This is a genomic window from Siminovitchia fortis, assembly GCF_003605365.2.
Classification (GTDB): domain Bacteria; phylum Bacillota; class Bacilli; order Bacillales; family Bacillaceae_C; genus Siminovitchia; species Siminovitchia fortis.
In genome coordinates this window covers 1-13,917 of record NZ_QYTU02000017.1, presented here as the reverse complement: position 1 = coordinate 13,917, position 13,917 = coordinate 1, and the positions used below count along the sequence as shown (strand labels likewise).

The following is a 13,917-nucleotide window of genomic DNA, read 5'->3' as shown; positions in this document are numbered from 1 at the left end:
TTAACCCCCTTTCTTTTTCGATGTGGGTACTAGAATAGTAATGGTTGTCCCCTTTCCCACGATACTTTCAATTTCCAAATTTCCGTTTACTTGTGCAGCCCGTTCCCGCATGCTTTTCATCCCGAGGGACTTGCTGTATTTCAACGCTTGTTCAAGCGAAAAGCCCCGCCCTTGATCGGACACAACCATTCGCACAGCGTCTGGGTTACATTCAATTTGAATTTGGGCGCTGTTCGTGCGAGCATGCTTTCTTACATTGTTCAGCGCCTCTTGACCGATACGAATGAATGCCTCTTCTACCTTTGGTATGAGATGGCCGTCTTCTTTCATTTGTATGGTCACATTCAATCCGATTTTTTCAGCGTATTCTTTCAGTAAATCTGTAATCCCTTTGTCGATATTGTCCGGACGAAGCTCCCAAATGAGGGATCGCATTTCAGTCAATGCTTCTTGAGCCAACTGACCGATGTTGTTTATGCCTTCTATTACGTTCTGATCTTCATGTTTCAACATTTCCCTGAGTCCACGGGCTGTCAGAGAGAGAGAAAATAGTTTTTGATTGACAGAGTCATGCAAATCGCGGGCCAGCCGGTTTCTCTCTTCGGTTAAGAGCAATTGCTGCCGTTCTACATAAAGCCGGGCCTCTTCCATCGCCAACGAAATATGTTCCGCCAATACTTTCAATACATCAAACTCGTAATCAGTGAATGGTTCGAACTGTCTGCTAATGAACAGCACGCCTTTTTGTTCGTGCAATTTCAACGGTATGGCAATCGAAGACTGGCCGCCGTTATTATTAAGTTCGGGAAAAATAAAATCTTTTTGATCGCTTACACATATTTTTTGCTCTGAATACGCTTGAACGATAATATCCGAAGAATCTTTTGAATCACGTAAACTACATGTTTCATTCATTAATCCAGGTGTTCCATCTCTATAAAGCGCTTGCAGGGTCAAGCGATCACGCCGTTTAATGATAATGCCCGCCGCCGACCAGCCAAAATTCTCTCCTATCTGCCCAATAATGGTTTCAAGGAGAATGTCTGGATCATTTATATTCCATATGTAACGCGTCAGTTCATCGATTTTGGCATAATATTCGAATTGTTTCTTTTCCCGCTCATACAGGAACGTCCGCTCAACTGCAGTTCCAATTTGGTACGCTACCGATTCGAGCAGAGTAAGTTCTTCATCGTTGAAGTATTTTTTCCCCGGTGATCCGACATTTAAAATACCAAATCTTTTTCCGCGGATTGTTAAGGGAACCGTCGCATGATGGGTGAGGTTGTGGGTATCCCCCCATGAATATTCGACTGCCTCCTGCAGGCGCTTGCATTTAATAATATTGACCGCTTTCTTTAATGAACCTTTCCAATATAGCTCCAGGCAATCACAAGTACCGCATCTCATCGGTTTCTTATCTTCCCGGGCAAGTGCCGGAGGTAAGTTGTAATCGGCCATCTTCTGGTGAAACGGCCGCTCTTTTGCCAGAAATATCCACCCCGTGCTTATTCCGGTCACTTCAAGCAATTTCTCCAGCGTACTCTGAAGCATCTGCTCTAGATCATTACTTTCGTTCAACGTTTCTGCTATTGTTTTTAAGATTAATAATTCCTTATGGTGATTCTCTATGCTATTTGACATCGGTTCTCCTCCTACATGCATTATAAAAATATACTTCTGTGTATCTCCAGAAAATCCTGTAAAATATTAGCATATGAAATTTTCTCTTGTTTTTTATTCGGCACCCTAAAAAAATCACGCGTGCAGTGCGTTAAAAAATGAATGGCCGAGCCCAACTTATTCGCTATTCCATGGCCACATGCTTTCTTTAAATCCGGTTTCAGACAAAAATTAATTTGCAAATGATCCCCTTTTACCCAAAGTGCCCATCCGCTTTTTTTATTTTCTCATATATTGTTAAGGCCAGATGGAAAAGGAGGGAAATAAATATGGCTGATGGTGCAGGATATGGCGGTGGCGCAGGCTTCGCCTTAATCGTTGTATTGTTTATCCTATTGATTATTGTGGGAGCTGCCTTTGTTGGTGGTTACGGCGGCGGTTACGGTGGCGGTTTTGGCGGCTGGTGGTAATATAATTTAAAAAGCTTACCCCAACAGTTGAAGCCAGTGTATATCCGCTCTTTATGGTACATTGTTTGTCAGTAATAGACTAAGGTAAATTTGATGAAAAACCCGTTGCAAAATTGGCGGCTATTTCCAATGGAACGGGAATTGGGGGCGGAATTGGATTACTGGGTAGAGAAATACCGTAAAATGGATCAATGTATAGTTGATTGGGGGTCCTTAGCAAAACAGCTCGTTTTCCGCTTCTATGAATTACCACATTTTTAAATAGTATGTTTATAAAATGGCCGATTCATCTCGTGATTTTTTATCATGAGATGAATCGGCTCATCTGTTATTGTCGGACTAGTTCTCTGATATATAACCCGCTGGTTTGTGAATAACTCCCGGTTATTCCATGTAATTTATTTTTTCAACTTATTTAATATAACCCCCGCAAAGTTTCCACTCAATACCTGTTTCCCATTTTGATTGATGCATAGGAAAGTGGCAAAAATAGATATTCTATTGTTTTCTTGTCTTTCGAGATTTTTAATCATTACTTCACAACCTATTGTATCTCCGGTGAAGACGGGTCTCAAAAACTCAAAATTCATTGTACGAGCCAGTACATTGTAATCTCCACCGACCTTTGTCGGCAATGTAGCAGTTAATAGCCCTTGAACCACAAGTCTCCCCAGTTCATCAGGTTTCGTATGGTGATCCCCTTCATCCATGGATACTTTTGTAAATATTTCAACATCTTCTTTTGTGAACATCCGTTCAAATCGAATAATATCTCCAACTTTCAAATTCAATTTAAATCCCCCGGAATTTTTAATATTTTGATAGAAAATTCAGAGTAATAAACTCCATTTTAGAAAGCGATTTCCTCTTAGTGAGCCGATTGCGTCCATGGACAAGAGTAAAGAAAGGGAAGAAGAACCGTGCTCAAACTGCTCCAGGCGATGTCCCCGCTTGTAATCACAGCTTCCCCCAATAAACGGTAGTATGCATAGAGGGAGCAAGATGGAGGCCATACACCTGGGGGTATATTTTCTGAAATAAACAGCCTGCCCGATATGTGTGAAGACATGAATAAAAAACAAAGACAACATAAAAATAGGAAAGTAGAACGAAAAAAGAACAGCAATGAGCGTCACCGCTGTAATAGCAAGAAAAATCCAGAATACGTCTTTTGCAAATTGGACCGGTGTCATCTGAAAACTAGTGCAAAAATGTTTTCAGCATGGATGGAGGGATCTTTTTAATCACATAGTCTTTGTTTCACTCACTTTTCAACGGTGAGAATCTCCTCGAAATCGTGAAACATAAAGATAATGGGGAACAACCGTACGACAGTCAAAATATGCAGATTTGCATTCGCTATATCGTTTTAATCCTTTGCTAAATCTTTACGGTCAACAGCTTTTGGTGGTTGTTCCATCCAGCCGTGGTCAATCATAATATTCGCACCATCCTCAACATATAATCCAACATCCTTTAGAAACATGGCATACATTGCGCCAATATCACGCCGTCCATTAAGTGATGCACCATTGGCATAGGACCTGATTTTCATGGAAAACATATCTATTTTATGCCATAACATTAATTTATCCGAAAAGGGAGAAAAAGTAGAAGTGCTCACCAAGTCATCCAATAAGGGAGGAGATGGCAAATTTTCATTGTGCAGATGCTGTGAACAGGCTTCTATATGTTTTTTAATCATTTCCTTTCCTCTAAGGAGGAATTTCCGGACATCTTCATTTTTAGATACTTGAGAAAAACCAATTAATAACGCCTTGCTTGTAACATCGTTTTCAATATCATCATAAAGATGTGTAATCTCAAGTGCGTGAAGGGATCGAACGTTTCCGAAAAAGCCATTTAAATAACTTTGCTTTTTTACAAAGTCAGCTTTTGGGGGGACAGGAATGAAAGGCGGCTTTGTTAAAAAACCTTTTTCTTTTAATAGATCATTAACATCTGTTAAAAGCTTAACAGCAGAGTTAAGGGTAAAAATAAAGAAATCCCGTATATCTTTTCTGATCACCAAAGGTATGGCAATTGTGTAAATACTCATTCCGGCTTTACCCGTATATTTTAAATAGTGAAGATAAAACTCGTCGGAAAATAACCTTGGGGCACCCAGGTTTACATCTTCCTTTGAAAAGCCGATTGGTATGGGGAAATTTTCTTTAATAAATATTGCTTTAATATCCTCCACAATTTTCCTGCTTAACTTTAACGCATTCTCCACAACCCTTTTGATATCTTTATCCTCGACATGTTTAAGATAATAACTCAGAACACACGTAAAAAGTGTATTCCCCGTATACGTTGCCCAAAGTTTCCCTATCTCGGCCGATGTTAATTTTTCATTAGTATTTTGGGTTTTGCCTTTCATATTGATATCCCCCCATTTGCTGCCTCGCGGAATATTGTTCCCTAAAAAGAGGAAATATATAAACCAAATACATTTTCGTTTAAGAAAAGCACAAGGCGCGCAGCTTTTGGCAACAAGCTAGCCAACGCTTGCGGAGGCGTAGTTTGCCTTCGCAAGCGTTGGCTTAATCCTTGCGCCGATGGCGCCTGGCCGACTAAAAGCGCCACGTCCTGTGGCTTCATCGACACTAGGACCTCCTGTCCGTTGGAGCTGGGCATTACATAGCCTTTGTTTGAAGAGAAAATTTGTACACTTTCCGATTTTCTCACCCCGGAATTATCCTCTAAGACCCACACTCGGATTTATTTTGACCATTTTCCCCGCAGGGATAGCAGCACTAATAACACCTGCGATGACGGGAACAATTAAACATAATACAAATATCCATGTTTCATCCCATGCGATGGTTTGATACATAGAATGTAAAATTACTATACTGAACACTATTCCTAGAATGCCGCCCGGAACTCCTAAAAGGGCCCCCTCCATATAAACCATCTTTTGTATTGTCCGGTCTTTCCAACCTAATGCTTTGTACAAGGAAATTTCCACATTTCTTTCCTTGATGTTTTGCCACATCACTTCCGATGTTGTTAAAATGGAAATCAGGAAGCACATAGCTACCGAAAAATAATGGGGCGCTTTTACCTCCATAGAGACATACTGGCCCAACCAAGTAGTGAATAGTACCCCGTTCAGCCTTAGCGATACAGTGATGAATACGATGAGCAACCCGCTTGGCAAGCCGATCGCGAAAATGGTCAGTAGGTTTCGGAGCCATCTGCTGAATATGGCATTGATTTCAATGCCAAGCATTCCTTTAACCGGAATAATCCTTGCTTTGGAAAGACTGATCTCCCCTTCTTTCATAACTTCCACAGGGTGGATTTTTTTCACAAATAAGCTGGGCAATAACGCTCCCATTAGATAAATAAACAAAATGCAGCCTGAAATGATAAGGAGCTTGAATAGAGAGAGTGTGCCGGGATTGTACGCTCGGATGATCATCAGGACTTAAGTTACATAAACCAAAATTGAAACCAGAAAGTAATACAGTAAAGCTCCTGCTTTACAGTTTAGTTTACACTCCCTTCCAACCAGTTATGAATGCTTCATTATTCTATTTCCCAATGCCTGTGATTGGCTTGTCAAACATATAAACATTATCGTCGTACACTGGAACTTACCATAAATCTGATAAATCAAAAATATTTGTGTAAAAAATGTGTAAGAAAGTTTTATAACCTAACGCTTTTAATCGTATTCCCATAAAATAGAAAAACACTCTGAAACGCTGGTATAACAGCGTTTCAGAGTGTTTTCCATGACCTCACCTTAACCCCAATACATACAAAGACGTCCCAGGAGAGATTCGAACTCCCGACCCACAGCTTAGAAGGCTGTTGCTCTATCCAGCTGAGCTACTGGGACTCCATATTATTTTTAAAGACATTTTTTATTATATGGCTGGCGTTTGGTAAAGTCAATAGTTTTTTTCAAATTATTATTGATCCTTTACCTTTTGGCCAGCCAGAACCGGTTCAAATGCAGGATGAAATGCCGATGACAGGCTCCATTGGCCTGTCTGCTCTTGTTAATCGTTTGATAACTTACATCAAAGATAATTTTTCTATATACGGCTCCAAATTTTTCATGGCAGCCGCACGGTGGCTCAGTTCATTTTTCCTTTTAGGGCTCATCTCCGCCATTGTTTTTCCTTCGGATGGCACGTAAAAGATGGGATCGTACCCGAAACCCTCGGAACCACGGCGTTCGTTCAGAATCATTCCTTCACACGTTCCATTAACAGTGATCGTTTCAAAATCGGGCCCTGCCACAGCAAGTGCGCAATAGAAACGCGCTGTCCTTTCCTCTTCATTGACAGCTTCCATTTCACTCAATACCTTATCAATATTATCTTCATCGTTTTTCTCAGCCCCCGCATACCTGGCCGAATATACGCCGGGCCTTCCACCAAGTGCATCGATGGCCAGCCCCGAATCATCCGCCACAACAATTGAATTTGCAAGTTTGGCAATTGCTTCCGCCTTGATAATCGCATTCTCTTCGAATGTTTCACCTGTTTCTTCAATATCGGGCACATCCGGAAAGTCAATCAATGTCTTTACTTCCATTCCATACTTTGAAAACAACCGCTCAAATTCCTTCGCTTTGCCTTTATTTTTCGTTGCTATGATAACACTTTTCACGATTGTTTTTCACTTCCATCAGTGGGCTTAGATCCGATCTTCTCCGCAATTTCTCCGAGAGCTTCCTTCTGGATTGCGGATAATTCCTTCATGCCTTTTTTGGCTGCCGCAAGCATTTCCTGCAGTTGGCCGGCTGTAAAAGTGGATTCTTCTCCTGTTCCCTGCAGTTCGACAAACTCCCCAGCACCTGTCATCACCACATTCATATCAACTAAAGCTGAGCTGTCTTCTATATAATTCAAATCCAAAATAACGCCAACTTCTTCAATGATGCCAACACTCGTTGCCGCCAGAAAATCTGTCACCGGGAAAGTCGGCAGTTCTTTTTCCTCCACCAGCTTGGCAACAGCCATCGTCAAGGCGACAAAAGCCCCTGTTATGGATGCTGTCCTTGTTCCTCCATCTGCTTGGATGACATCGCAGTCAATCCAAATCGTTCTTTCGCCAATCGCTTCAAGATCCACGACTGCCCGAAGTGCCCGTCCAATAAGCCGCTGGATTTCCATCGTCCTGCCTGACACTTTTCCCCTTGAAGATTCCCTGATATTCCGCGTTTCGGTTGCCCTTGGCAGCATGGAATATTCCGCTGAAATCCAACCTTTTCCTTCACCTCTTAAAAAAGGAGGCACCCTGTCTTCGATACTTGCAGTGCATATTACTTTTGTGTCTCCCACCGTAATCAGGACAGAACCTTCCGGATGCTTCAAATATCCGGTTTCAATATGTATGTTTCTTAATTCATCTGCTTTTCTTCCGTCAACACGCAATGATAATCCTCCTTAAAAAAACAATAGAGCCGGCATGACCTTTATGCCGGCCTCTTCAAGCTTATCTATAGTATATCAAATCTCCTGTAATTAATAACGCACCGCGTTAATTTTTTCGGGACGGGTCACTGGCTCTGTCAACGATTCGCCCTTTTCACTTGCCAATCCCGTTTTCCCATCCATTAGGACCGAAACGCTTTTGATGCCTTCCTGTTCGGTCAAGGATAAAACAAGTGTCTGCAAGGCTGCATCGGTAATCATGCTCTTTTCGTCACTGCCCAAAATTGATTCATTGAAATTTAATGTTACAACCCCATCTTTCACTTTAGGGGATTCCAACAGTTTTACATCACCGGATAATGCACTGGCCAACCCCGACATCATTCCCGGTCCATCTGCCAATTCCTTGACCACCGCGGCGACATCGTCCTCCTCTTTATTGGAAATCCGGCGTGTAACCGGTACATAATAGACCTCATCATCAGCCTGCGCCAAATAATAAACAGTCACCGGCCGTGTATTCGTAATATCGACTGCCGCGGAATCATCGATATTGATTCCATCTTGGCGCGAGAGGCCTTCTTCACTGATCGGCGTCCCATTTACCGGCATTTCATTTAAGCGATGGCCGTTCATTCTTAATTCTACAGACTTCACGGATTCAAATTGCGTCAGCGTCCAAGTAACCGCCTGTAAAATCTTTTTTTCATCCTTTGCATCGTAGGTCGCAAATTCCTCGGAAAAATCAACAACCGCTTTCCCGTCTTTTATATCGACATCCACCGTTGTATCCGCTGGAAGGACAGTTCTGAACCCGTTAGGCAAAATTTGAGCTATTGGGCCATCATCAACAAGGTACTCCAAAACCTGTTTAGCCGGACTTTCTGATTTGGGAAGAGGAAGGGTCTGGGATACAACCATACCATTTCGGTCAATCAAGTAAAGATCACGCATGACGGTATCCGCTTTCTCCTCCACTGCGGTCTCTTTGTCCGGCGCTGCTTTTTCAGAAGCAGTATCCAATCCTTCTCCCTCTTTTAGGTAAGACACATCCTGAGGCGGATCCAGTTTCTCCTTCCCTTTACCGAAAAGACCGCAGCCCGATATGAACGCACTTGCTGCAAGAATCACAGCAACTGCGGCTATTTTCGCCCGTTTACACATTTGTACCCCTCCTAGAACAGTTTGTACTTCATGTATACGAGCTGTCTGTTTCATTTAGACCGCTTGGACTTATCTTTTTAAAAGAAAAGCGTAAGCGCCCGTCTAGCGACGTACAAACTGAAATGCGGAAGACGGCCGTTTAGGGGCGACAAGCGCTGGCCGCCTCAAAGCGCCACATCCTGTGGCTTCGGTGGCACTAGGACGTCCTGTCCGTCGGAGGGCAGTCCAGCGAGGTCGTTCTTTGACTTCATTATTTAAGACAAAGGACGGAAGAACACCTCGAAAAGTACGTTCGCACGATAACCTGACTTTCTTATAATTAAGGAATTTTATACTGGAACACCAAAAAACCGCCGCGGTTTTCCACGGCAGTTTTTCGCTCAGCTCGGCTGCGTCAAATATTTGCCAAGCTTGGCGGAATGGATCTCCAGTTCTGTACTTTTGAGCCAATCCGATGCTATTTTTTTAAAAATTTCTATCGAACCGGTTGTAAAGAACCGATGATTCGGCGGATCAGGAGCCGTATTCCTCATATTTTTATAATGTAAAATGGCACTTACTTCCCTGGCTGTTTCCTCACCTGAACTAATGACCTTAACCCGAGGGCCCATTTCCTGCTCAATCAGGGGGCCAAGCAATGGATAGTGGGTGCAGCCGAGAATAAGTGTGTCAATGCCGCTTTCTTTAATTGGCGTCAATGTCTCCTTGACTACCTTTCTGGCAGTCTCGCTGTTATACTGAAAGCTTTCAACAAGCGGGACAAATTTCGGGCAGACGAGCTGCGTCACTTCCACATCTTGATTAATCAACGCCAGTTCCTTTACATAAGCTTCGCTTCTGACGGTTCCAACTGTGCCGAGCACTCCCACCCTGCCGTTTTCCGTCACTTTCAATGCCGCCCTGGCTCCGGGTGAGATGACTCCGATGACGGGTATGGGAAGCTGTGAGCGGATTTCATCCAATACAGCGGCAGTCGCCGTATTACAGGCGATCACGAGCATTTTGATATCAAATTTCCTTAAAAGGGAAGTCATTTGCCAAGTGTATTCCTTTACCTCTTCTTCTGGTCGGGGACCGTATGGGCAACGGGCCGTATCACCGACATAATAAATCTTTTCATTGGGCAGCTGCCGCATGATTTCCTTTGCAACCGTCAGCCCGCCGATGCCCGAATCTATTACTCCTATAGCCTCTTTCAATAAAAACGCCTCATTCTTTTTTCATTTCTTGATGCAGTTTAGCCAAGCTGTCTTTTAGAGCCATGATTTCTTGTTCCGAAAAATCACCAAGAACATCCTGCAAATAGTCCTGTCTTTTCTTAATGACTTCGTCGATAATGATTTCGCCCTTTTTTAATAAGTGTATGCGAACAACACGGCGGTCTTTCGGGTCTTTCACCCGCTCAACCAGTTCTTTTTTTTCCATTCTGTCGATTAAATCGGTCGTCGTACTGCATGCTAAAAACATTTTATTGGATAATTCACCGATTGTCATGTCCCCGTCTTCAAAAAGCCATTGCAGCCCGACGAATTGCGGCGGCGTGATGGCATAGTCTGCCAGCAATTCCCGCCCTTTTTGCTTCACGATAGCAGATATGTATCTCAAATCTTTTTCAAGCTCAGCGACCATTTTTTCATTATGCCGGAAACCTGATCCATCATTCATGATTAAGCGCAACTCCCTGTAACCTTTTATATGCATTGTCGCCCTTTTTCGCCAAAAAAACAAGAGGAAATCAGTTGATTCCCTCTTGTTTATAACAATTTCAAGGACTCTCTTATAAACGCGGGAATATCATCAGGGGTCCGGCTTGTCACGAGCTGATCCGAACAGACGACCACTTCCTGATCTTTATAATCAGCCCCCGCGTATTCCATATCCACTTTGATGGATTTATAGCCGGTTGCTTGTCTGCCTTCAAGTGCCTTTGCCGTTATTAGAAGCTGAGGGCCGTGGCAGATGGCAAAGACAGGTTTTTTCTTGTCCATGAACGCTTTTGTGAATGTGACAAAACGTTCATCGGCGCGGAGCTGGTCAGGCGAGAAGCCTCCCGGTATAAACAATGCATCATACTCTTCAGGTTTTACGTCCTCGATGCTTTTATCTATTGTAACGTTCGCTTCACCCCGTTTTCCTTTGACCGTTTTTCCCGATTCTTTTTCAATTGTTGTGACAGAATGCCCCGCTTCCTTGAATGCTTTTGCGGGCTCCGTATATTCTAAGTCTTCGAACATGTCGGTGATTAATGCGGCAATGTTTTTACCCATTTTCAAACACTCCTTTTCAAAATTACTACTTGTCTGTTTTCCCCAATCGTTATTTACAAAACATGTTATTTCCAGACAAAATATGATTCAAACGCCTTATGCTAACAACGCCGCCCGATTCATGTTAATATGAATTGAAAAGCTGTACAGGCAATCATTTGAAGATTCTTTGTAGACTGGAGTGGACTTGGTTTGGATACGAAAAAGGCACTGCCTATACTTTTTGCTGTCATGTTTTTTGTCATGGTCGGGTTTGGGATCATCATCCCTGTCCTGCCGTTTTACGCTGAAGAAATGGGCGCATCCCCAGCAGAGCTCGGTTTGTTGATGGCCGTTTATTCATTGATGCAATTGCTCTTTGCACCTATGTGGGGAAGGGTTTCCGATCGGATTGGCCGGAAACCGGTGATGATGATCGGAATATTCGGCTTGGCCATCTCATTTTTCATGATGGCACTTTCCTCCGCTTTATGGATGCTGTTTGCGGCTAGGATTATCGGAGGATTTCTTTCATCCGCCAACATGCCGACGGTCATGGCATATGTAGCCGACATTACCTCGGATGAAGACCGCGGAAAAGGAATGGGAATCATTGGCGCATCGGTTGGCTTGGGCTTTATCTTGGGCCCTGCCATCGGGGGTATTTTTTCAAAAACCAGTTTAAACATGCCGTTTTATTTGGCTGGGTTCTCCAGCCTGCTTACCTTCATTTTCGTTCTATTTCTCTTAAAAGAATCCTTGCCGCTTGAGGAAAGAGGAGGACACAGAGCAAAAAAAACGCCGCTGCACAAAGCTTTGCGCGGTCCGATCACCGTTTTGTATGTTTTACAATTATTCACTTCCCTTTCCTTGGCCGGCCTTGAAGCGACGTTTGCGTATTTTGCCGCGAAAAAAGCAGGGCTTGGTACGGTCCAGTTGGGATATCTGTTCATGATCATGGGACTGGCAGGTGCGATTGTTCAAGGCGGATTGGTTGGAAGGATGACGAAAAAATATGGTGAAGGAGCAGTCATTCAGGCCGGAATCGCGGTTTCAGCCGTCGGCTTCGCGTTAATCCTGCTCGTTGACAGCTTTACAACGGCTGCCGTCTACCTAACGATTTTCGGAATTGGAAATGGAGTGATCCGTCCAAGCGTTTCTGCCTTATTAACAAAAACTTCGGCTGCAGGCCACGGGAGCACAACCGGACTATTGTCATCATTTGATTCTTTGGGAAGGATTATCGGGCCCCCTCTTGGCGGCTGGCTGTTTTCCATTTCAATCGGGTTTCCTTACATTTCAGGGTTGATCATTTCAATCTTTACATTTCTGTTGTATCAGCTATATAAAACCCGTTCGAACAAAGCACATTCTATTTCACATTAATGAAAATCCGAAACCGCCCTGCTATATATCGAAACAAACTTGATGATTTCAAGTTTGTTTTCTTTTGGATTGAATCTGGATAAAAAGACCTATTTTTACATTTTTTGGTTTATCCCCTAAGTTGGTGGGTAGATAAGAAATAACCCTAACTATGTAATCCGCCATCATGTAACCGCTTCATAACTAATGGCAAAGGTTACCGTTGCCTGTTCCCCGACTGTTTTGAATAGCGATATATTCCTGTGACACTAACCACTAAATCATATGGGCTGAATAAAGTTTCCATGGCCAATTAACCCGCTCTCCCTTTCAAATGTTTTATATCACAGAAAGTAAAAGTGCAAAGCACAAAGGTTTTGGACAAGACAAATTATGAGAAGCAGTATCCTGTTTCCATAGTAGTTAAATCCAATTTTCTTCTGTTTTTTGCTTATTAAACCCGTCCCTGGCGATTCTACTGAAAGGATATCGGATGAAATGCAGGTTTTAAAAGTTGCTCATTTTTCATGTAAGCGAAAGGAGGGAATCATGTTGAAAAGGTTTAAAGAATGGGCAAATATGAATAGCTGGTGGGTGCCATGGGTCGGAGTAACTGCTACCATTTCTGGTCTAATATTTCCTGACGCACTTTTGAGAATGGGACAAATACTGACAAGGTTTATACAGGTTTTGCTGCATTATTGGATCCACGTGCTGGTTGTTGTTTGGGTCATTTATATCCATTTGGAAATCCGAAGGCTGAAAAAGAGAAAAAGGATCCGTAAAAGTTCGAAAAAGAAAGTCTGTTAAACTTCCTCGCGACTCGTTTTAACCGGTATTTATCAGACCGAAATTTAACGACAAATTCCGCCAAAAAGTCCGAATATTCCATTCTTTTAAAATTTTTTACTAAAAAGGAGGAAAAGAAATGAAACCATTTGTTAAAGGAATTCCGTTCCGGGTAGTTCAGCAGATAAACGAAATAAATGAAGTGCCAAAAGGGATCGAATTGATTCAGGCTCCAAAAATTTGGCGGGAAACAAAAGGAGAAGGGGTCAAAATTGCAGTTTTGGATACAGGCTGTGACATAAACCACCCTGATTTAAAGGATCGGATTATCGGTGGAAAAAACTTTACGGATGATGACAGAGGCAATCCTGAAATATTCCAAGACTATAATGGCCACGGTACCCATGTCGCCGGAACGATTGCAGCATCCAAAAATAATGATGGTGTAGTCGGAGTGGCTCCGGAAGCAAATTTATTAATTGTGAAGGTTCTTAACCGGAACGGTTTCGGTCAACATGATTGGATCATCAATGGCATCCATTATGCGATTGAACAAAATGTTGATATCATTTCTATGTCTCTGGGAGGGCCTGATGACAATCCAAAGCTCTATCAAGCAATAAAACTGGCCGTCTCCCAAAATATTTTGGTAGTCTGTGCCGCAGGAAATGAGGGAGATGGCAGCGATGCAACCGATGAATTCGCATTTCCGGGGCGCTATAATGAAGTCATATGCGTTGGAGCAGTCAATTTTGACCGGCTTTCCTCAGATTTTACAAGCTCTCACGATGAAGTAGATTTGGTGGCGCCAGGGGAAGAAATTTTATCAACATATATAAACCCAAATTACGAAAGTAAATT

Annotated in this window: 15 protein-coding genes, 1 tRNA gene and 1 pseudogene; 4 read left to right on the top strand and 13 right to left on the bottom strand. The window is 42.8% G+C overall.

Annotation, left to right across the window (positions count from 1 at the left end):
• Positions 1–1,644: a GAF domain-containing sensor histidine kinase gene (locus tag D4N35_RS08980; RefSeq protein WP_120072648.1), complete on the bottom strand. Its 1,644-nt coding sequence runs from the start codon at positions 1,642–1,644 to the stop codon at positions 1–3.
• Positions 1,645–1,952: 308 nt separating this feature from the next.
• On the opposite strand from D4N35_RS08980, the pseudogene D4N35_RS08975 reads away from it, so the two are divergent.
• Positions 1,953–2,054: pseudogene (locus D4N35_RS08975) on the top strand (YjcZ family sporulation protein); the annotation flags it as partial.
• A gap of 437 nt (positions 2,055–2,491) precedes the next feature.
• On the opposite strand, the gene D4N35_RS08970 reads toward D4N35_RS08975, so the two are convergent.
• The 12 genes from D4N35_RS08970 to D4N35_RS08915 all read right to left on the bottom strand — a co-directional run bounded on the left by D4N35_RS08970 (position 2,492) and on the right by D4N35_RS08915 (position 10,923).
• Positions 2,492–2,884, bottom strand: a complete 393-nt coding sequence (locus tag D4N35_RS08970) for a hotdog family protein (protein WP_120072644.1) — start codon at positions 2,882–2,884, stop codon at positions 2,492–2,494.
• A 39-nt stretch (positions 2,885–2,923) separates the two neighbouring features.
• Positions 2,924–3,286, bottom strand: coding sequence for an HXXEE domain-containing protein (locus D4N35_RS18605; RefSeq protein WP_328591075.1), 363 nt, complete (start codon positions 3,284–3,286; stop codon positions 2,924–2,926).
• A gap of 176 nt (positions 3,287–3,462) precedes the next feature.
• Positions 3,463–4,476 (bottom strand): DUF3231 family protein, encoded by a 1,014-nt coding sequence (locus D4N35_RS08960; protein WP_120072642.1) that lies wholly within the window; start codon positions 4,474–4,476, stop codon positions 3,463–3,465.
• Between the two features lie 41 nt (positions 4,477–4,517).
• A complete protein-coding gene (locus D4N35_RS08955; protein ID WP_120072640.1) occupies positions 4,518–4,697 on the bottom strand; it encodes a hypothetical protein in 180 nt (59 codons plus the stop codon).
• A gap of 94 nt (positions 4,698–4,791) precedes the next feature.
• Positions 4,792–5,427 carry an FtsX-like permease family protein gene (locus D4N35_RS08950; RefSeq protein WP_164876328.1) on the bottom strand — a complete coding sequence of 212 codons (636 nt, stop codon included), beginning with the start codon at positions 5,425–5,427 and terminating at the stop codon, positions 4,792–4,794.
• Between the two features lie 445 nt (positions 5,428–5,872).
• Positions 5,873–5,946, bottom strand: a tRNA-Arg gene (locus tag D4N35_RS08945).
• A gap of 179 nt (positions 5,947–6,125) precedes the next feature.
• Complete coding sequence (locus tag D4N35_RS08940; RefSeq protein ID WP_120072636.1) at positions 6,126–6,725, bottom strand: XTP/dITP diphosphatase; 600 nt, start codon at positions 6,723–6,725, stop codon at positions 6,126–6,128.
• A complete protein-coding gene (gene rph / locus D4N35_RS08935) occupies positions 6,722–7,492 on the bottom strand; it encodes a ribonuclease PH (protein WP_120072634.1) in 771 nt (256 codons plus the stop codon). Before rph ends, D4N35_RS08940 begins: the two co-directional genes overlap by 4 nt.
• A 90-nt stretch (positions 7,493–7,582) precedes the next feature.
• Positions 7,583–8,656 carry a GerMN domain-containing protein gene (locus D4N35_RS08930; protein WP_120072632.1) on the bottom strand — a complete coding sequence of 358 codons (1,074 nt, stop codon included), beginning with the start codon at positions 8,654–8,656 and terminating at the stop codon, positions 7,583–7,585.
• 380 nt (positions 8,657–9,036) lie between these two features.
• Positions 9,037–9,855: a glutamate racemase gene (racE, locus tag D4N35_RS08925; protein WP_120072630.1), complete on the bottom strand. Its 819-nt coding sequence runs from the start codon at positions 9,853–9,855 to the stop codon at positions 9,037–9,039.
• A gap of 10 nt (positions 9,856–9,865) precedes the next feature.
• Positions 9,866–10,321 (bottom strand): MarR family winged helix-turn-helix transcriptional regulator, encoded by a 456-nt coding sequence (locus tag D4N35_RS08920; protein WP_120072764.1) that lies wholly within the window; start codon positions 10,319–10,321, stop codon positions 9,866–9,868.
• Between the two features lie 89 nt (positions 10,322–10,410).
• The gene (locus D4N35_RS08915; protein WP_120072628.1) at positions 10,411–10,923 is read right to left on the bottom strand and encodes a type 1 glutamine amidotransferase domain-containing protein; all 513 of its coding nucleotides are present in this window, start codon (positions 10,921–10,923) and stop codon (positions 10,411–10,413) included.
• Positions 10,924–11,115: 192 nt separating this feature from the next.
• On the opposite strand from D4N35_RS08915, the gene D4N35_RS08910 reads away from it, so the two are divergent.
• The 3 genes from D4N35_RS08910 to D4N35_RS08900 all read left to right on the top strand — a co-directional run.
• Positions 11,116–12,288 carry an MFS transporter gene (locus D4N35_RS08910; protein WP_120072626.1) on the top strand — a complete coding sequence of 391 codons (1,173 nt, stop codon included), beginning with the start codon at positions 11,116–11,118 and terminating at the stop codon, positions 12,286–12,288.
• Between the two features lie 528 nt (positions 12,289–12,816).
• Positions 12,817–13,077, top strand: coding sequence for a hypothetical protein (locus D4N35_RS08905; RefSeq protein ID WP_120072624.1), 261 nt, complete (start codon positions 12,817–12,819; stop codon positions 13,075–13,077).
• Positions 13,078–13,195: 118 nt separating this feature from the next.
• Positions 13,196–13,917 (top strand): S8 family peptidase (locus D4N35_RS08900; protein ID WP_120072622.1); only part of this gene is annotated, 722 nt, incomplete at its 3' end.

Coding starts and splice junctions, on each gene's coding strand:
- D4N35_RS08980 (WP_120072648.1), bottom strand. CDS start 1,644: ATGTCAAATAGCATAGAGAATCACCATAAGGAATTATTAATCTTAAAA.
- D4N35_RS18605 (WP_328591075.1), bottom strand. CDS start 3,286: ATGACACCGGTCCAATTTGCAAAAGACGTATTCTGGATTTTTCTTGCT.
- D4N35_RS08960 (WP_120072642.1), bottom strand. CDS start 4,476: ATGAAAGGCAAAACCCAAAATACTAATGAAAAATTAACATCGGCCGAG.
- D4N35_RS08955 (WP_120072640.1), bottom strand. CDS start 4,697: ATGAAGCCACAGGACGTGGCGCTTTTAGTCGGCCAGGCGCCATCGGCG.
- D4N35_RS08930 (WP_120072632.1), bottom strand. CDS start 8,656: ATGTGTAAACGGGCGAAAATAGCCGCAGTTGCTGTGATTCTTGCAGCA.
- D4N35_RS08920 (WP_120072764.1), bottom strand. CDS start 10,321: ATGAATGATGGATCAGGTTTCCGGCATAATGAAAAAATGGTCGCTGAG.
- D4N35_RS08915 (WP_120072628.1), bottom strand. CDS start 10,923: ATGGGTAAAAACATTGCCGCATTAATCACCGACATGTTCGAAGACTTA.
- D4N35_RS08905 (WP_120072624.1), top strand. CDS start 12,817: ATGTTGAAAAGGTTTAAAGAATGGGCAAATATGAATAGCTGGTGGGTG.